Annotated in this window: 10 protein-coding genes; 2 read left to right on the top strand and 8 right to left on the bottom strand. The window is 69.1% G+C overall.

Annotated features, from left to right (window positions below; genetic code table 11):
* Positions 1 to 2: 2 nt before the first annotated feature.
* Positions 3 to 2,171, top strand: coding sequence for a winged helix-turn-helix domain-containing protein (locus tag VLG41_RS07765; RefSeq protein WP_325348821.1), 2,169 nt, complete (start codon positions 3 to 5; stop codon positions 2,169 to 2,171).
* Here VLG41_RS07765 and VLG41_RS07760 read toward each other — a convergent pair.
* The 6 genes from VLG41_RS07760 to VLG41_RS07735 form a co-directional block, all read right to left on the bottom strand.
* Positions 2,120 to 3,148, bottom strand: coding sequence for a rhodanese-related sulfurtransferase (locus tag VLG41_RS07760; protein ID WP_325348820.1), 1,029 nt, complete (start codon positions 3,146 to 3,148; stop codon positions 2,120 to 2,122). The two genes, VLG41_RS07765 and VLG41_RS07760, sit on opposite strands and share 52 nt — an antisense overlap.
* A gap of 62 nt (positions 3,149 to 3,210) precedes the next feature.
* Positions 3,211 to 4,308, bottom strand: a complete 1,098-nt coding sequence (locus tag VLG41_RS07755) for a phospholipase (protein ID WP_325348819.1) — start codon at positions 4,306 to 4,308, stop codon at positions 3,211 to 3,213.
* A gap of 37 nt (positions 4,309 to 4,345) precedes the next feature.
* On the bottom strand, positions 4,346 to 5,206 hold the full coding sequence (locus VLG41_RS07750) for an HDOD domain-containing protein (RefSeq protein WP_325348818.1): 861 nt from the start codon (positions 5,204 to 5,206) through the stop codon (positions 4,346 to 4,348).
* Positions 5,207 to 5,311: 105 nt separating this feature from the next.
* Positions 5,312 to 6,139: an HDOD domain-containing protein gene (locus VLG41_RS07745; RefSeq protein ID WP_325348817.1), complete on the bottom strand. Its 828-nt coding sequence runs from the start codon at positions 6,137 to 6,139 to the stop codon at positions 5,312 to 5,314.
* Between the two features lie 62 nt (positions 6,140 to 6,201).
* Positions 6,202 to 8,535 (bottom strand): Tex family protein, encoded by a 2,334-nt coding sequence (locus VLG41_RS07740; RefSeq protein WP_325348816.1) that lies wholly within the window; start codon positions 8,533 to 8,535, stop codon positions 6,202 to 6,204.
* A gap of 116 nt (positions 8,536 to 8,651) precedes the next feature.
* Positions 8,652 to 9,197, bottom strand: coding sequence for a cysteine hydrolase family protein (locus tag VLG41_RS07735; RefSeq protein ID WP_325348815.1), 546 nt, complete (start codon positions 9,195 to 9,197; stop codon positions 8,652 to 8,654).
* A gap of 117 nt (positions 9,198 to 9,314) precedes the next feature.
* On the opposite strand from VLG41_RS07735, the gene VLG41_RS07730 reads away from it, so the two are divergent.
* Positions 9,315 to 10,286 (top strand): GlxA family transcriptional regulator, encoded by a 972-nt coding sequence (locus tag VLG41_RS07730; RefSeq protein ID WP_325348814.1) that lies wholly within the window; start codon positions 9,315 to 9,317, stop codon positions 10,284 to 10,286.
* Here VLG41_RS07730 and VLG41_RS07725 read toward each other — a convergent pair.
* Positions 10,246 to 11,523 carry a glycosyltransferase gene (locus VLG41_RS07725; RefSeq protein WP_325348813.1) on the bottom strand — a complete coding sequence of 426 codons (1,278 nt, stop codon included), beginning with the start codon at positions 11,521 to 11,523 and terminating at the stop codon, positions 10,246 to 10,248. The genes VLG41_RS07730 and VLG41_RS07725 overlap by 41 nt on opposite strands.
* Positions 11,523 to 18,890, bottom strand: a complete 7,368-nt coding sequence (locus VLG41_RS07720; protein WP_325348812.1) for a putative Ig domain-containing protein — start codon at positions 18,888 to 18,890, stop codon at positions 11,523 to 11,525. The genes VLG41_RS07725 and VLG41_RS07720 overlap by 1 nt, the downstream gene beginning before the upstream one ends.
* Between the last annotated feature and the right edge of the window lie 9 nt (positions 18,891 to 18,899).

The raw sequence follows: 18,899 nt of genomic DNA, 5'->3' as shown, positions 1-18,899 counted from the left end.
CGGTGGTTACCGCCATCCCGCCCGCCGGCCAGGCACCGGCCGGTGGAGACGAATTCACGTTCGGCCCCTTCGTGCTGCGCTCGGACCACCGCGAACTCATGTGCGATGGCGTGCTGCGGCCCATGGAGCGGCGGGCCTTTGACCTGCTGCACTACCTGCTCAAGCACCATGGGCGGGTCGTCGCCAAGGAAGAGCTGCTCGAGCAGGTGTGGCAGCGCCGTTGCGTCACGGATTCCGTCATCGCCCAGGCCGTGCTCAAGGTGCGCAAGTCGCTGAGCGACGTGCCCGGCTTCGATTGCCCCGTGCAGACCGTGCACCGCGTGGGCTACCGCGTGATCGGCGAGGTGCGCCACCGCCGCGTGGCCCCGGGGCTCACCGGCCGCGGCCCGGCGCTGCTCGCCGTGCTCTGGCCGGCCCCTCGCCTCGCCCAGGGGCTGGACCTGCCGCCCTGGCTGCCTGGCGCCCTGGCCGGGTTCAGCGTACTCGCGCTGCAGGCGCACGGCGTGCAACCCATCGACATGGAACGTGCGGCCAGCCTGCACGACGACACCGTGCAGGCCAGCGGCCTGCTGCGCCTGGCGGACACCAAGGCCGACGGTGGCGATGGCCCGCCGGTCTTCGTCCTGGAGGTCGAACTCACGGCACCCGGCTGGCGCACCGGCGTCAGCGCCAGCGCGGGGTCGCCGTTCGAAGCGGCGTGGCGGGCCGCCGGATCGGCAGCCCTGGCCCTGCGCCTGCGCCAGATCCTCCTGTCCACGTCCCCCGGCGAGGTGGAGCGCCGCTGGGAACGCCTGGCCGCCCTGATCGGCCACCCGCCCCCGCAGATGGGCTCGTGCAGCCAGCACCTGCCCGCCCTGTGGTGCCGTTCGCTGGTCGAGCGCGGCCTGGACGCCGAAGCCGACATCCTCATGGAAGGCGCCTGGCGCGGCGACCCGCGCACTCCACAGGAATCGAACGAGCTGCGGCGGCGCGCCTCGCGCTCGGACGCCAGCCGCCTCGAAGGCTGGTCCGACCTGTGCCTGGCCGTCTACGAATGGACCGCGGGTGACCCGCGCCGCGTGTCCCATCTCGTCGACCGCGCGCTCACCCACTTCGACCACGCCACCACCACCTCCCTGGCGGTGCGGGCGGGGGCCATCGCCGAACACCTGATGGCCGCCGTGGGCGCCGACTGGGCGCCGCCGCCCTGGTGGCGCAAGCTGCGAGACGCGCCGATCGTCGATGGCCCCGCCGGCATCCGCCGCTGGCACCGGCTGGCCAACCTGCACCGCCAGATCGCGCGCGACGCGCCCAGCGGCTTGGCCTTTCACCGAACCAGCGACGCGGGCAGCAATGTCGCGCCGGGCTGCGAGGGCCTGCAGGCCCTGCTGCACGCCCTGTCGGGCCAGATGCGGCATGCCGAGGGCGACCTGGACACCGCCCTGAGCGAATGGGCCCGCGCCCACGACCTGGCCGAGCGCTCGCCCTGGCTCACCCCGCGCCTGCTCAGCCGGCTCGCGCTGGGCGACCTGGCCGCTCGCCTGGGCGACCGCGCGCGGCTCGACGCCTGCCTGCAGGGCCTGGACCACCTCGCCATTGCCGGCCTGCCCCGCTGGCGCGCCGTGAACGACTGGCTGCAGGCGCGCCGGTTGCGGCACCACGGGCAGCCCCAGGCCGCCTGGGCCCTCGTGGAAAAGGCCCTGCCCGTGCTGTCGCATTGCAGCCTGTGGTTTCGGGACGAGGCCTGGCTGTTCGCCATCGACACGGCCTGGCAGACGCGTTCACGAACCGCGCTGTCGGCATTGCGCGACACCATCGGCGGCCACACGCGGCAGCACAACCGCAGCACCGCGGCCATTGCGCTGGCCGCCGACGCCACCCTCGCGCTGCTTGACCGCGACCTGGCGCAGGCCAGCCAGCTCATCCTGCGCGCCTGGCAGACCGCGCCGTCCTCGAGCGCCAAACGCCAGCTCGCCATGGCGGCGGCCACCGCCATGCTGTGGCGCCGCCCGTCGAGCGCGCAGGCGCTCGATCAGGCGCTGTCGCAGGCCGGCGCCTGGCTGCAGCGTTCATCCAACGGTCAGCGCCTGAGCCAGTTGCACCGGCGCCCGCCCGGCGCGCTCACGGCGACGTCGGAGCCTTACCGCGTGGCCGAACCCGAGGCGGACGCCGGCTGGCTCTGGGCGCCCTGAGCCTCCCGGGAGCCGGGCGTACCCGCGCCGGCCCGCTCGCCCATCGCCGGGGGCATGGCATCCACGCCGATGTGGGCCACGCCCCGCTCGCGGGCCAGCGCCACCTGCCGCTGGCGCTCGGCCAAGCGCTCACGGTCGCCGTCGTCGCGTTGGCCGTGGCAGTGCGGGCAGCTCACGCCTTCTTCGAACAGCGGTGAGGCGCGATCGGCCTCGCTGAGCGGCCAGCGGCACGAGCGGCACAGCGCGTGCGCGCCCGGGCGCAGGCCGTGGCCCACGCTCACCCGCTCGTCGAACACGAAGCACTCGCCCCGCCAGCGGCTCTCGCTCTCGGGCACCCGCTCCAGGTACTTCAGGATGCCGCCTTCGAGGTGGTAGACCTCCTCGAAGCCCTGCATGCGCAGCAGGGCCGTGGACTTCTCGCAGCGGATGCCACCGGTGCAGAACATGGCCACGCGGGGCTTGGCGGCGCCTTGCAGCGCTGGCTGGCGCGCCAGCCAGCCAGGCAGATCGGTGAAGGCGCCGATGCCCGGGTTGATCGCACCGTCGAAGCTGCCGATCTTCACCTCGTAATCGTTGCGGGTGTCGATGAGCAGTACATCCGGCTGGGCGATCAGCGCGTTCCAGTCCTCAGGTTTCACGTACCGGCCCGCGTTCTCCTGCGGCCGCAGGCCGGGCACGCGCAGCGTCACGATTTCGCGCTTGAGGCGCACCTTGAGGCGGTGGAACGGCGGGTGGCCGGACCACGAGGCCTTGTGCTCCAGATCGGCCAGCCGCGGATCGCGCCTCAGCCAGGCCAGCACGGCCAGCACGCCGGCCTCGGGGCCGGCGATGGTGCCGTTGATGCCCTCGGGCGCCAGCAGCAAGGTGCCCTTGACCTGTTGCTCGCGGCACAGCGCAATGAGCGGCTCGCGCCAATCGGCGTGGTCGGGCAGGTCGACGAACTTGTAGAGGGCGGCGGTGAGGTAAGGCGCGGTCACCGGGGGATTATCCCGCGCGGCCCTACCGGGGCTCACACGGGCTCACACGGGCTCACACGGGCTCAGAGCGGTTCCACCCGCCCCACATCCGGCTTGGCCAGCCACTCCCCGAGCTCATCGGCCAACTGCCGGGCCGCCGCCACTGCCGCACCCCAGGCCCTCACCCGCGCCGCCAGGTCCTGCCCGTAGCGCAGGAAGTCGTTGCGGTCGGGCAGCTTGCCGTCGGGCAGGGTCTTCTTCACCCACTCGGGGTCGGGCGCCAGCACCAGCATGTGGTCCAGCGCCGTGCTGCTGCGGTGGCGGCGCTTCCAGGCCTTGTCCAGCCAACCCGGCACCACCGCCTTCTGGAAGTGCGGGTACAGCACGATCGGCGCCGCGCTGTCGTGCCGGTAGTGCAGGTGCAGGTGGTAGTCGGTGATGCCGCCGTCCCAGTAGGGGCCGTGCGGCGCGCCCGGGATGTCCACCACCGGACGCAGCATGAACGGAATGGAGCAACTGGCCTGCAGGGCCTGCATGAAGTTGTGCGGCCCCATGGGAATCTGGCGCGTGCGCAGGTCGTGCGTGGCGAAGGGCAAGGCGCTGGTGGTGCCGGCCTGCGAATCGGGCCCCGAGAACACCACGCGCTCCAGCCAGCCCCCCAGCGCCGGGCGGTGCACGGCGTTCGCCGCGAACGCGCCCAGGTAGCCCAGCGGCGTGCGCCAGCGCCCTTCGCTCGCCAGCAGGCGCCGCCCGCGCGAGGTGACGATGTGCAGCCGCCAGCGCGGGTGCTGCAGCACCGGTTCAACGCGCCCGCCATAGAACGTGCGCAGATTGAGCGAGAACTGATCGCTCAACTGCTGCGGTGTGGGCCGCCGCTGGCCGGCCGGCAGTTCGTAGTGCTGGTGGATGTAGTCGTGCTCCAGCCGCTCGAAGCTGCCCCGCGCGTCGGGCAGGCAGGCCGTGGCCATGCGCCAGGCGCCAATGGAGGAGCCCACCAGGTGGATCGTTTGCGGCGCGTCGGCCAGCCAGTCGCCGAACAGCAGGCGGTCGATGGGGCCGAGGATCAGGCCCTTGGGGCCGCCGGCCGCGGCGGGGATGACACCGATGTCGACCGGCCGCAGGCCGCGCTCGCTCAGGTGGTTCAGGGCCGAAGGGCCGGCATAGAGACGCAGGGCTCGCATGGGCCGGCATTGTCACCGAGCCCCCGCGGCAAGCGGCTCAATGGGGCACGGAGTCTTTCGCTGCCTCGACTGGCGGATCGGATTCGGTCTCCACCGGGTGCCGCGAGATCGACGGGATCCGCTCGGCCACCACGGTGTCCGGGTCGATGCCCAGCACCACGCCCACCGGGTCGGGGTAGGTGTTGATCAGCAGCTCGCCGCGCAGGTCCGCCTCTTCGGCGCGGGCGCGCCAGGAGCCGATGTGGATGACGCCCGCGATGGGTTCGTACACGTCGTTGTCGAAGGGCGCCGTCTGGTGCTCGATGGCGTTGATCATGCGGCGCGGGAACTTCCACTCGCGCGCCAGCGCCGCGCCCACCTCGGCGTAGCTGTAGCCGAACAGGCTGCGCTCGGCCTTGGCGCGCTTGAGATCGAGCATGGGCACGTTGCGGTCGAGCTCGATCATGGCCTCGGGCATGCCCACGTGCATCACCAGTTCGCCGACGGCGTGGATCAGGCCGGCGGTGAAAGCGGTGTTCTCGTCGATGCGGATGGGCAGCGCGATGTAGCGCGACAGGTTGGCCGTGTTCAGGCTGTAGCGCCAGAACTGGTTGAGGTTGACGCCGCCCACCGTGTGGAAGCCCTCGCCCAGGGCGCTGGCCACCACCAGGGCGCGCACCTTGATCAGGCCCAGGATGTTCATGGCCTCGCGCGCGTTCGTGACGTTGCGCGACAGGCCGAAGAAGGCGGAGTTGGCCGTCTTGAGCAGCTTGGCCGTGAGGACCGGGTCTTCCTCGATCAGGGACGCCACCAGCATCGGGTCCACTTCGGCCTGCTCGAAGGTGTCGATCAGGCGCCGCACCACCTTGGGAACGGACGGCAGGGCCTGGGGTTGTTTGAGCAGTTTGTCGAGGTGCATGGCGATCCTCTTGCGGGTGATGCGTCGGTTGTTTGACTTGTTTATCGTTCCCTGGCTGCGATTCTTTAGAACTATCGAGGGCATATGTAACCGGACGGTGCGGCCTCAGTCCAGGAAGGCGGACAGGGCGTCCGTGAACTCCCACTCGGCCGGGTCCTTGCCCAGCACGCTGCCCAGGTCCAGACCCAGGGTGAGGCCCACCATGTCGGGAAAAGTGGCCGCCAGGCCGCCATCGTCGAGCTGGATTTCCTCGGCGCGCGCGCGCCAGGACGCGAGGTGCAGGATGCCCGCCAGCGCGTCGTACACGTCGCCCTCGAAGGGCGCCGTCTGGTGCTTGAGCGCGCTCACGATGGCGGTGGGGAAGTTCCAGCGCTCCACCATGCCCGCGCCGACCTCGGCGTAGGTGTAGTCGAAGCGGTTGCGCTCGGCCTGGGCGCGCTGCAGGTCCAGCGGCGGCGTGCCCATGTCCAGCGGGGCGATCTCGTCCGGCATGGCAATGTGCATCACCAGGTCGCCGATGGCGTGGATCAGGCCGGCCGTGTAGGCATTGGCCTCCTGCTGGCGCAGCAGGCCGGCCAGCGATTTGGAGATGTCGGCCACCCGCAGGCTGTAGCGCCAGAACTGCGGCATGTTCACGCCCGGCACGTTCTTGAAGCTCGAACCCAGGGCGGCGGCCATCACCAGCGAGCGCACGTGCGTCATGCCCAGCATGGCCACGGCCTCCTCGGCGCTGCCGATCTTGCGGCTGGCGCGGAAGAAGGACGAATTGGACAAGCGCAGCACCCGCGTGGTGAGCGAAGGATCCTGGCCCACCAGCTCGGCCACCCGCTTCGGGCTCGGGTCGTCCTTGTTCATCTCCGACATCAGGTCGGCGACGGTGCGGGACATCGCCGGCAGGGCACCGGGGTAGTTCAGGAGCGCTTCAAGTTCCATGGCGGGGCGGAGTTGTCCTTTCCTGCCCTATCGGCAAGCGCCGGCGGAACTTGATGCACCGTTCAGCGCTTACCCGCGCGCAGCTTCTCGAAGGCCGAGGCCATGGCCGAGGGCGCCTGGGCCGCGTCGCGCCCACCCCCCATGTGGCGGGCGAAGCCGTCGCGCCCGCCGCGCGGCGCACCGGCACCGCCGCCCTCGCGCCGCGCGGGCGCGGCGTCGAGCTTCATCGTCAGGGAAATGCGCTTGCGCGCCGTGTCGACCTCGAGCACCTTCACCTTGACGATGTCCCCCGTCTTCACCACCTCGCGCGCGTCGTTCACGAACTTGTGGCTGAGCTGGCTCACGTGCACCAGGCCGTCCTGGTGCACACCCAGGTCGACGAAGGCGCCGAACTGGGCCACGTTGCTCACCGTGCCCTCCAGGATCATGCCCTCGCGCAGGTCCTTGATGTCCTCCACGCCCTCGTTGAAGCGCGCCACCTTGAAGTCCGGGCGCGGGTCGCGGCCGGGCTTTTCCAGCTCCTTCAGGATGTCCTTCACCGTGATGGCGCCCACGCCGTCCACCGCGAATTGCTCGGGCTTGAGGCGGCCCTGCCAGTCGGCGCGGCCCATGAGCTTGTCCACCGGCTCGCCCACCGCGGCGATGATCTTCTCCACCACCGCGTAGCTCTCCGGGTGCACGCCGGTCATGTCCAGCGGGTTGTCGCCGCCGCGGATGCGCAGGAAGCCGGCCGCCTGCTCGAAGGTCTTGGCGCCCAGGCCGGCTACGTCCAGCAACTGCTTGCGGCTGCGGAAGGCGCCGTTCGATTCGCGCCAGCGCACCACCGCCTTGGCCTGCGAGGCCGACAGGCCCGACACGCGAGACAACAGCGGCGCGCTGGCGGTGTTGAGGTCCACGCCCACGCCGTTCACGCAGTCCTCGACCACGGCGTCCAAGGTGCGCGCGAGCTCGCTCTGGTTCACGTCGTGCTGGTACTGGCCCACGCCGATGCTCTTGGGGTCGATCTTCACCAGCTCGGCCAATGGGTCCTGCAGGCGGCGCGCGATGCTGGCGGCGCCGCGCAGGCTCACGTCCACGTCGGGCATTTCCTGGCTGGCGTATTCGCTGGCGGAGTACACCGAGGCGCCGGCCTCGCTCACCACCACCTTCTGCGCGCCGGGGTGGCGCTTGAGCAGGTCGGCCGCGAGCTTGTCGGTTTCGCGGCTGGCGGTGCCGTTGCCGATGGCGATCAGCGACACGCCGTGCTTCTCACACAGGCGGTGCAGGGTGTGCAGGGCGCCGTCCCAGTCGCGGCGCGGTTCGTGCGGGTACACGGTGGCGGTGTCGACCAGCTTGCCGGTGGCATCCACCACCGCCACCTTCACGCCGGTGCGGATGCCCGGGTCCAGGCCCATCACCACCTGGGGGCCGGCCGGGGCGGCCAGCAGCAGATCGCGCAGGTTGGCGCCGAACACCTGGATGGCCACACCCTCGGCGCCTTCGCGCAGGCGGGCGAACAGGTCGCGCTCGCTGGACAGGCTCAGCTTCACGCGCCAGGTCCAGGCCACGCACTTGCGCAGCAGGTCGTCGGCCTTGCGGCCCTGGTGGCTCCAGCCCAGGTGGCGCGCGATGCGGCCCTCGGCCAGGCTGGGCTGGCCGGGCTGCGGCTCCTCGGGCAGCGCCAGCTTCACGTCCAGGATCTCCAGCCCACGGCCACGGAACATGGCCAGCGCGCGGTGCGAAGGCACCTTGCCGATGGGCTCGCGCTGATCGAAGTAGTCGCGGAACTTGGCCACCTCGGGCGCGTTTTCGTCCTTGCCGGCCACCAGCTTGCTGGTAATCTCGCCCTCGGCCCACAGCCATTCGCGCAAGCTCTGCACCAGCGCCGCGTCCTCGGCCCAGCGCTCGGACAGGATGTCGCGCACGCCGTCGAGCACGGCGGCGGCGGTGGTGAAGTCGCTGCCGTCCTCGCCCTTCTCGGCTTTCACATAGGGCGCGGCCGCGGCCTGCGGATCCAGCGTCGGGTCGGCCCACAGCGCGTCGGCCAGGGGCTCGATGCCGGCTTCGCGCGCGATGGTGCCCTTGGTGCGCCGCTTCTGCTTGTAAGGCAGGTAGAGGTCTTCCAGGTCCTGCTTGGTATCGGCCGCGTCGATGGCCGCGCGCAGCGCGTCGCTCAGCTTGCCCTGCTCATCGATGCTCTTGAGCACTGTGGCCCGGCGGTCCTCCAGCTCGCGCAGGTAGGCCAGGCGGGCGTCGAGCTCACGGAGCTGGATGTCGTCGAGGTTGCCCGTGACTTCCTTGCGGTAGCGGGCGATGAAGGGCACCGTGGCCCCGCCGTCCAGCAGGTCCATGGCGGCCTGCACCTGCTGTTCACGAATCTTCAGGTCTTGCGCAAGGCGCGCAACGATCTTCTGCATGGGTCTCCCGGGCCCCGGTCAAGGGCCGCACTTTCACGAAGCGCGGGAGTTTGCCATAGGCAGCGGAGCCGATTTCCCAGCCCGCCCGGCATGCTGTTACCGGGTGGCCGGCGCGCTCAGCGGGCCAGCAGCGCGTCCGCGGCCGTGAGCGCGGCGTACGACCCCAGCGCCGCCATGAACGCCGCGTGCACCTGCGCGGCCGGCACGGTCTGCCCGCCGAACGCCAGGTCGCGCGTGGCGCAGGCGTCGTGCACCACCGTCACGGCGTAGCCCAGGTCGGCGGCGGCGCGGGTGCCGGCGTCGATGCACATGTGGCTCATCGCGCCCACGATCACCAGCTCGCGCACGCCCTGCTCGTCCAGCAGCGCCTGCAGCGGCGTCTCGCGAAACGAATTGGGAAAGTGCTTCACGATCACCGCCTCGCCCTCGACGGGCGCCACCGAGGGGTGGATCTGCACGTTCGGCGTGCCGGGCGTGAACACCGGTGCGTCCGGCTTGCCGGCTTCGTGCCGCACGTGAATCACCGGCACGCCCTTGGCGCGCGCGTCGGCGATGATGCGCGCCGCGTTGGCGGTGGCGGCTTCGATGCCGACCAGGGGCAGCTTGCCGGTGGGGAAGTATTCGTTCTGCAGGTCGATCACGAGCAGGGCGCGCTGGGGCATTCGGGTCTCCATGGGGGCTGGGTTCATGCGTCCCGGTTCGGGACGCAAGGAATGATCCGCCCCGCCCGCCACGGTGAAAAGTGGCGACATCGACATTCCAGAGGGCAGAATCGACACATGCCCGCCCAAGAACCCGTCGAAATCGGCCTGGTGCTCTACCCCGGTGCCCAACTCGCCGCCGTGCTGGGCATGAGCGACCTGTTCGACTTCGCCTCGCGCACCGCCGCGCGCCGGGTGGGCCAAGGCGGCCCCACGCTGCGCGTCACCCACTGGCAGCTTAGGGACGACGGCATTCCGACGCGCGTGTTCGACAGCGCGCCCGGTTCCGATGGCACACCCGCCGTGCTGGTGCTGCCCCCCAGCCTGAACCCGCCCCTGCCACGCGAAGCAGCCGCGCCCCTCGGCGCCTGGCTGCGCGAGCAGCACACCGCCGGCGTGGCCCTGGCGTCCGTGTGCGCCGGCGCCTTCGTGCTCGGCGAAACCGGCCTGCTCACCGGGCGCACCATCACCACGCACTGGCGCTACGCCGAGCCCTTTCAGGACCGCTTCCCCGGTGTGCGGCTCGACACCGACCAGCTCATCGTCGACGACGGCGATATCGTCACCGCCGGTGGCGCCATGGCCTGGACCGACCTGGGCATGCGCCTGATCGACCGCACCCTGGGCCCCACGGTGATGGTGGAGACCGCGCGCTCGCTGCTGGTCGATCCGCCCGGACGCGAGCAGCGTTACTACAGCGCCTTCTCACCGCGCCTGCGGCACGGCGACGCGGCCGTGCTCAAGGTGCAGCACTGGCTGCAGGCCACCGACGCGAAGGACATCGCCCTGCCCGCGCTGGCGGCCCGTGCCGGGCTGGAGGAACGCACCTTCCTGCGCCGCTTCCAGAAGGCCACGGGCATGACCACCACCGAGTACTGCCAGCGCCTGCGCGTGGGCAAGGCGCGCGAGATGCTGCAGTTCGGCCGCCTGCCGGTGGACCGCATTGCCTGGGACGTCGGCTACAGCGACGCCGGCGCCTTCCGCAAGGTGTTTGCCCGCATCGTGGGCCTCACGCCGGGTGAGTACCGGCGGCGTTTTCACGCGGCTTGAGTCCAAGGCCTTCAAGGACGGCCAGTTGCCGTGGCAGGCAGACGCTCTCCAGATCGAAGCGCTCAACGGCTGTGCATCGCGCCTGCGCAGCCAGTCGGGCGCGAAGCACCGCATCCTCAAGCAACTCGTTCACGCGTTCGACCAGGCCGGCACCATCGAAGAAATCGACCAGCAGTGCGTCCCGCCCATCGCTCAGAACCTCGCGCACCGGCGCCGTGTCGCTGGCGACGATGGCGCATCCGATGCTCATGGCTTCGATCAGGCTCCAACTCAACACGAATGGGTATGTCAGGTAAACGTGAACCGTCGACAGCTGCAGGATCTTCGTGAAGGCCTCCCGATCGAGCCGGCCCAGTAAGTGCACGCGGGCGGCGCCGGCTTCATCAAGGGCCGGTCCCAACTCCTCGAGAAGGCATTCTTTCCAACTGCCATGCGCCGATGGCTTGGCCCCATAGCTCACGCCTTCCTCGCCCACCACCAGCACCTGCGCCTTCGGCCGCGACCGAAGCAAAGCCGGCAGTGCGCGCATGAACACATGAAAACCCCGGTACGGCTCCAGGTGCCTGGCGACGAAGGTGATGACCTCGTCCTCCCTGGACAGTTCGGTGCCATCCTTCAGGCGCGCGCGCACCTGGGGATCGGGTCGTAACCGTCGCGTATTCACGCCCTCGTGCGCGATCTCGATGCGGTCTCGCCAAGGCATCGGGAATCGGCTCGCTTGCCAGCGCGTCGGGCTGATGACCAGGTCGGCATGCACGAGTTGTGACAGGTGGTTGAGGTTCTTCATCTGCGTACGGCAGTGGTCCGCCCCCGCGTCGGCGCTCGCAAACTCCGGATCGAAGCCCATGTCGGCACCCTCGGGCGAATAGAAGAACTCCCCGAGCAGCACCAATCGCGCCTGCGGCCAGACCTGCTTCAGGAACAACGACTCCCCCCACCCCGGGTGGGCATAGATCACATCGGGACTGACCCCCGTGGCCCGCAGTTCGCGGGCCTTGCGCCAGGCGGCCTCCCCCCGAATGGTCTTGGTCTCCATGTCGGCTATCCAGGGGTGAATCCCCTTCGAGCTCCCCCTGGTCGGTGCGTACGGGTGGACGTGAACACCCCGCCAGAGCGAAGGCGTCACTGTCCCGTTGGCGATCTTGAGCGCATGCACCTCATGCCCCCGCCGGACCAGGGCGGGGGCCAGATGAAGAAACTGCCCGGGGAAGTTCTGGTGGACGAGCAGAATTCGCATCACTGCCAACTGGCTGCGATGAGGGAGCCCAGTGCATCGGCACGCTGCTGATCCAGCGTGAGCTGGCCCATGGGCGGAGGCGAGAACGCCGCCATCGCCGAGACCAGGTTGTCCACCTGGCTCTTGAGCAGCGCCTCTCCGCTGTGCGTCTTGAACTCGTCGATACGCAGCTCATCCGCGACGTGGTAACCGGTCTCGTACCAGCCCGTCACCGTCACAGAGTCTGCCGTGCCGATGACACTCACCCGCAAGTCGTCGCCCACCTGCTCGAACCACAGCTGATCCGCGCTGATGTCAGCGCCAAACTGGACGATGTCGTGATCGGTCACGGTTGGCGTCACCCCATCGGGCCAGCTCACCGCGTAATCCACCACGCGATCGGCCCCGCTGCCTCGGCCAATCACAAAGACGTCATCTCCACCCCCACCCGTGATGAAGTCATCGCCCGCACCGCCATCGATGATGGCGCCGTGCTCACCCATCACGACGATGTCGTTGTTTCGGGCGTCACCGAAGACGCGGTCATGGCCGAACTCGTGCACCGCTTCGATGTGCTCGCCAAAGCTCGCCACGTGCAGATCGCCACCCTCTCCACGGATGATCACAATGTCGTAGCCACCATCCTCCAGCTCGACGATCACGTCGTCCAGATCGGCATACCAGTAGCTGTCGTCGCCCGCACCGCCTACCAGGGTGTCGGCTCCGGGCCCCCCATCGGGAATGTCGTCTCCATTGCCGGCGTAGATGACGTCGTTGCCTTCTCCACCGCTGATGTAATCGTTGCCATCCCAGCCATAGAGCACGTCGTTGCCAAGTCCGCCATAGATGGAATCGTCCTGATGGGAGCCATGGAATTCCTCGTCTTGGTCGGTGCCGTAGATGGTCAACATGCGATCGATCAGATCCTGCGCCGTCAGCGTCACCGGCTGCTCACCGAACACGTAGCTCGCGAAGCGGTCCTGCGGCAGGGTGGAGGCAAAGAAATCGGCGAGCACGACGATGGAGCCCTCGGGGTCGGCGTTGTGCGAGAGCAGCAGGCTGGAGCCGTAGCGCAGAACGGTCACGTCCGCGAGGTCGATGTCTTCGAGTCGCAGGGTGTCGTTGCCGTCCTGGTCGTTGACGAAGACCGTGTCGATGCCGTCGCCCGCGCGGTAGATGACCATGTTGCTGCCGAGCGCGCCAACGTTGATGAGGTCGTTGCCCACGCCGCCTTCCAGGGTGCCCGTGCCGACGATCTGGTCATCGCCCGCGCCGCCCTGCAGAATGTCCGCGCCGCCACCGCCGTTGATGGAGTCGTTGCCTTCCCCACCCTCGATGGTGTCGGCGGCGCTGGAGCCGGCCAGCAGGTCGTTGCCGCCTAGGCCCTGGATGTGCGCCGCAGTCGAGGCGCCCAGGGCATCGTCGCCCGGCGTGCCCACGAGGTACTGGGCCTGCCCAGGGTTGACCTGCAGCACGAACGTCCGCTCGGCCGTGGCACCGGCGATGTCGCGCACGATGACCCGCAGTTCGACGCTGCCCACGTCGCCGCTGCCGGGCTGACCGCTCAGTTCGCCGGTGATCGGGTTGAAGCTGAGCCAGGCCGGCAGTTGCGAGGAGGTGGCGCTCTCGACGGTGACGCTGTAGCCGTCGCCAGCGTCGATGTCGTACACGTCCCATGCGGAAAGCGACCACGTCAGTTGCTCGCCTGCCGTCACCTCCACGTCGCTCTGCGCGGCCAGTTCGGGCGCGTCGTTGGTGTTGAGTACGTCCAGTCTGAAGGTCCGTGTGGCGCGCTGTGTGTCGGTCAGGATCGCAGTGATCTGCAAGTCGAGCGTGCCCACGTGCTCGTTGCCCGGCGTGCCCGACAGGGTGCCGGTCAGCGGATCGAACTGCAGCCATGAGGGCAGGTACCCGCTGCCATCGCCCATGCGCAACTCGTACGTGGGTGTGCGATCGCCCTGCACGTCGAACGCCGCGCCAGGGATCTGGAACGACCACACGCCGTCCTCCTGCACCGCCACGGCCTCGATGGGTTGCCCCACCGACACGGCCGGCGCATGGGGTGGCCGCGGCGGCGCAACGTCGAGCATCTGTTGCATCGTCCACACCGTGCCGTCGGCGAATTCGAAGCGCTCGATGCCAACCCCCGGCGGGGAATCGGCGTCTGGCATGACGACGTGCACACCGCCTGTGCCGCCCCAGCTGATGGCCAAGGCCTGCTTCTGACCGTCGTCGGTATCGACCACAGTCCACGCCGCCTGCAGAGCTTGCGGCGCCACCCCGGCACCGAATCGAACCGTGTCGACCACCGGTGAAGTCAAGTCCGTTTCGTCGAACTCAACCGCTGGGCGAGGCGGAGTGGGCAACGCACCATTGGACGGGTCGACAAAGGTGTAAGACACAAACGGCATGCCCAGTGCCTGAGCAATCAAGGCATCCAGGCCGTCGGATCGGATGTGCATCCGTGTCCAGCTGCCATCGCTGCCGGCGGCCAAGGACACCCGGCGATCGATGTCCATCAAGGCATTGAGGTTCTCGACCGTGACCGGCAAATAGCCACCCAAGGCGTCGTATCCAAAGTAGGCGTTCTGGTAGCTGAGCGCTTCGAGTTCGCGCTCGTCCATCGGGTTTCGCAGCAGTTCCCGCAACTCGGCTTCAAGCTCCGGAACGAGCTGCCCGTAGTATGCGGAGCGCATCTCCACGAACACCGTTGAGGCCGCGCGGTCGTACACCGTGTCCCAGCCGGTGTCGGTGGCGTCCACGGTGTAGACGTCGGCCCCGGCGCCGCCATCGAGGTAGTCGTTGCCGTCGCCGCCGCTGAGCTCGTCGTTGCCCGCGCCCGCGTGTATGCGGTCGTCTCCCGCACCGCCGTCCAGCCAATCCGAGGCGCCTTGCGCTCCGCCCCAGTCGGCGTCGTCCGTCGAACGCTCCGCTTCCCGTTCGATCACGTCATCGCCACCGCCACCCGAGACGATTTTGCTCGCCGTGCCAGACAGGCGGATGTGCTCGCCGGCCTCTCCCCCGCGGTAGTCGTCGATCACGCGAACAGCCGTGTAGGTGGTGCGGTAGTAGCTCACGTAACGGCTCGCGTCCACCGTGCGCTGGGTGTACACGGGCGTGTAGGTCACCTCTTGCCGGTCGGGCTCCCTGAGGAAGAAGCTGTTGCCCACCTGCACGATGCTCGCCCCCGACGGAACAGGCACCGATCCGTAGATCTGCAACTGCGACGTCACGTCATAGGAACGCCCGGCAATGGTGGTGTAAGAGACGTTGTAGGTGACGTCGGTCACCTGGTACACGTCGCTCACGTACTCGCTGCGGAGGAACACGCTGTCCGTCTCGTTCTCGACGGCGTTGCTGTCCAGGATCACCTCACTGCCAGAGTCCTGGCTCGTGCGGACGAGCGAGCTCAGCACATGCACGCTCTCGTCCGGCGTGCCGACACCCACCGTGCGGGTGCCCGATTCGCCCATGAGCTGATTCGACACCCACACAGCCCCCGCCTGCGCGTCGACCGCCATCGCGAACGCCTGGCGGCGCGCCTCGGTGCCGTCATCGCCCAGCTGCAGGCGGGCCAAGGCCAGCAGGTCCTGGTCCGCCCCCTGCCCTTGCGCTACCGTCCACGACGAGCCGGCCGCAAAGGCCCCGCGCAGCACCATCGAAGCCTCGGACGCGCCGTGCCGCACCACCAGGTCGTTGCCCACGCGGGCGAAGCTCAGGTCCGCGATCAGCAAGCCCTGCAACTGCAGCCGCGAGGCCTGGCCCGCCGCTTCGTGCACCTGATCGCGCCCACTGCCAGCTGCCATCACGTAGGTGTCCATGCCGCTGCCGCCATGCAGCTCGTCCGCGCCCGTGCCACCGTCCAGCGAATCGTCGCCCGCGCCACCATGCAGCGTGTCGATGCCTGCGCCCCCCTGCAGCACGTCGGCCGAGGCGTAGCCATAGAGCCTGTCGTTGCCACCCGTACCAATGACCGGCGCACTCGTGCCAGTCAGGGTCTCCGCCAGCAAGGCAGGCATGCTCAGGCTGGTGCCGTTGGGGAAGGCCACGTTCACCTCGCTCAGGTGCGCTCCGTCGCGCAACAGGATGGCGTCGTTGGCGCTGTAGGCGAGGCGGATGTACGCCACACCGCCGATCGTCTCGCGGGTGGCCTGAATCGACGCCAGGCTCACGCCCGCGCCCAAGCGGATCGTGCTGGCGCCCACCGTGTCGTCCAACCGATCCACACCATCGCCGAGTTGAAATTCGTAGACGTCGTTGCCTTGCCCGCCGTCGAGCGTGTCGCTGCCGAGACCGCCCACCAGCAGGTCGTTGCCCTCGCCACCCAGCAGCTCGTCATCGCCCGCGTGGCCGTACAGCCGGTCATTGCCCATGCGACCCGAGATCAGGTCAGCCGCCGAGCTGCCGTGCACGGTGTTGTCCAGGTCATCACCGCTCAGCACCTGGCCGTCCAGGGACGTGACCTGGTTCACCAGCGTCTGCGGCGTCCACACCGTGCCGTCGGCGAATTCGTAGCGCGACACCGCGCCTTCCAAGGCTCGCCGGACGGTCACGCTGCGGCCCGCCCCGAAGCTCAGCCGCACGTCGGTCGAATCCGCCAGGCGCTCCACCGTGAGCGCGGTGGGCAGCAGGCCGGCGGCGAAGCGCACCGTGTTGTTGCCTTCGATGTCGATGAGCTCGTCCTCTCCCAGCGACAGGTCGATGAGGTAGGTGTCGTTGCCAGCGCCGCCCAGCAGCAGGTCGCCGCCGCCTCGGCCGTCCAGCGTGTCATTCCCCGCTCCACCTTCCAGCAGATCGGTCTGCGCGCCACCCGTCATGGTGTCGTGGCCCTCACCGCCAAAGGCACTGGAGGCCAGATCGCTCGTGACGATGAAATCGTTTGCGTACGTCCCGGTGATCGCCAGCGCATCCATGCCCCGGATGAGCGCGGCCAGCGAGCGCACATCGCCATTGCCCAGCACCACGTCGAAGCGATCGCTCAGCACCAGGGCATTGACGAGGCGGATGGACAGTCCGTCCGCGGTGAGCAGGACGTCGTTGGACGCACCGCTCACGCGTTGCAGGCTGACCGACGGCCAATCCAGGCCCGCCCCCGCCAGCACGATGCGGTTGCGGCCTTGCGCATCGTCCACCACCCCGGTGTCCGTGCCATCGAAGGTGTACTCGTCATTGCCCTGGCCACCGCGCAGGGTGGCGCCGTCGGGCATGCCGGCGAATCGGTCGTTGCGGCCCGTGCCCGCGACGTCCTCATCCTCGGGATGCGCCTCGATGTCCAGCCCCGCCTGCAGCAACGCCGCCCAGTTGAGCGTGCTGCCGTCGGCGAACCGCACCCCCGACAGGAAGCTGCTGTAGTCCAACTCCCAGCGCCAGACCGGGAGGGCGATTTCATCGCCATCGCTGCCGGCGACACCGATGGCCAGTTGGCCCGACGGCTGGACCCGCAAGCGCACGTCACTGGCGACAATGCCCGCGCCGAACGCGATCACGTGCCCGCTGCCCTCACCTTGCAAGGTGTCGTGCCCGTCGCCGCGGTCAAACCGCAGGACAGAGCCGTTTCCTTCGAATTCGATCGTGTCGTTCCCCTTGCCGCCCATCACTTCGGATCGCTCGCCATAGGCTCGCAACACGTCGGCGCTGGCGCCACCGGCCAGCGCGGCACCGGCTTGTGTGCTCTGCAGAGCGATCGCGACATTGAGCGCATCGCCCATCCAGCGCCCCAACTCCACGCGCTGCCCATCGGCAAACTCCAGCGTGAACGTGCCCGCCGAGGCCAGCGAATCGATCAGCAGCGCGGCCACCTGCGCCTGGCCCTGGGCGTTCGTGCCCGCGCTCCAGGTCAGGCCCACGGCGCCGCCCTGCGTCCCCACCCCAGGCACCAACTGCACGTTCTGGCGCAGCGCGTCCAGCCGAATGACGTTGCGCCCTTCGGTGTCCTTGATCACCGTGCGCGCGCTCGGCTGCTGACCCTCGGGAGGCGCGGCCTGCGCCAGATCGGCCGTCCTCACCCAGTAGGTGTCATTGCCCGCGCCGCCAAACAGGTTGTTGATGCCGCTGCCGCCATCGAGCACGTCGTCACCGCCCTCGCCGTACAGCACGTCGTTGCCCGCACCGCCCAGCAGCGTGTCCTTGCCGTGGTGGCGGGCCTCCAGCGCCGATCCGTCGCCGTACAGCACGTCGTTGTCATCGCCGCCATCGAGCCAGTCGTTGCCGGCGCCGCCCACCAGGAAGTCGTCGCCGTCGTCCCCCTGAAGTTGGTCGTTGCCGTGCCAGGCCGCGGCCACCGAGTACACGCCCGCGCGGTCGCTGATGTCGTCGCCGTAGAGGATGTCGTCGTGATCCCCACCGATTAGGGTGTCGTCGCCGCCGCCGCCCACCAGTTGATCGTTACCGGCCTGACCAGCCAGTACGTCCTGTCCATGCCAAGCGCCGTCCAGCACGTAGTCGGCGTTGTTGTCGCCAAAGATCACATCGTTCTCGGTGCCACCGAGCAATTGGTCGGCGCCCCCATCACCGACCAGCGTGTCCGCGCCGCTGCCACCCTCCAGAAGATCATTGCCGTGCAGCTCGGCCGCCGTGACGGCAAATGTGCTGCCATCGACAACACCATCGCCATAGATATAGTCGCCGTCGGCGCCTCCGATGAGGATGTCTCCGCCGCCAGCGCCCCATACTGTGTCCTGTCCCTGTCCACCGAGCACCGTGTCGGCCGCATCGCTGCCGATCACCACATCAGCACCACCGCCGGCGTCCACATAGTCGCCCTCGATCTGCCCGGCGCCGCTGTTGGTTGTGCTGCTGTTCGCCCCGGTCCCGACGAAGGTGCCGCGCTCAGCGGCGCTGTAGTAGTGCGCCCAAGTGGGTCCGTGCGAAAACAGTTGGCTGCCTGCCGGTGGCGTGTAGACATCCTGCGCGCTCTGGCGCTGACTCAGATTCAAGCGATGACCGCTCAGGATCACGTCGGCGCCCTCCCCGCCGGTGATCTGATCCGCCCCCTGACCGCCAGCGATCAGATCGTTGCCTTCTCCACCATCGATGCGGTCATTCCCGCTGCCGCCCGCCAGCGCGTCGTTGCCGCCCAGGCCACGTATCCAGACGTCCTGGGTTTCGTTCGCGGCGTTGATCACGTCGGCAAAGCCCGCCTCTTGCACGCCGCCTTGCAACGTGCCGTCGGCCTGCCAAGTGGTGGACGCCCAGTCGTAGTACCCGTAAGCGGAGCTTTCTGGCGTGACTTCACCCACCTTCACCTCGATGCCCAGTCGCCGCGCGCGCTGGTCGCCCACGAAGAGGGTGCTGGTCGGCGGCTCTTCGGGCTCCTCGACGTCATCGCCCAGCACCAGGCCCAGGTCGCCGTCGCTCCAGCTTTTGATGGTGATGCTGTCTTTGCCCACCTTGGCGCT

The sequence above is a fragment of the Hydrogenophaga sp. genome, from assembly GCF_035481345.1.
Lineage (GTDB): Bacteria > Pseudomonadota > Gammaproteobacteria > Burkholderiales > Burkholderiaceae_C > Hydrogenophaga.
This window is presented reverse-complemented; position numbering and strand designations above follow the sequence as displayed.

Coding starts and splice junctions, on each gene's coding strand:
- VLG41_RS07730 (WP_325348814.1), top strand. CDS start 9,315: ATGCCCGCCCAAGAACCCGTCGAAATCGGCCTGGTGCTCTACCCCGGT.
- VLG41_RS07755 (WP_325348819.1), bottom strand. CDS start 4,308: ATGCGAGCCCTGCGTCTCTATGCCGGCCCTTCGGCCCTGAACCACCTG.
- VLG41_RS07750 (WP_325348818.1), bottom strand. CDS start 5,206: ATGCACCTCGACAAACTGCTCAAACAACCCCAGGCCCTGCCGTCCGTT.
- VLG41_RS07735 (WP_325348815.1), bottom strand. CDS start 9,197: ATGCCCCAGCGCGCCCTGCTCGTGATCGACCTGCAGAACGAATACTTC.
- VLG41_RS07740 (WP_325348816.1), bottom strand. CDS start 8,535: ATGCAGAAGATCGTTGCGCGCCTTGCGCAAGACCTGAAGATTCGTGAA.
- VLG41_RS07725 (WP_325348813.1), bottom strand. CDS start 11,523: ATGCGAATTCTGCTCGTCCACCAGAACTTCCCCGGGCAGTTTCTTCAT.
- VLG41_RS07745 (WP_325348817.1), bottom strand. CDS start 6,139: ATGGAACTTGAAGCGCTCCTGAACTACCCCGGTGCCCTGCCGGCGATG.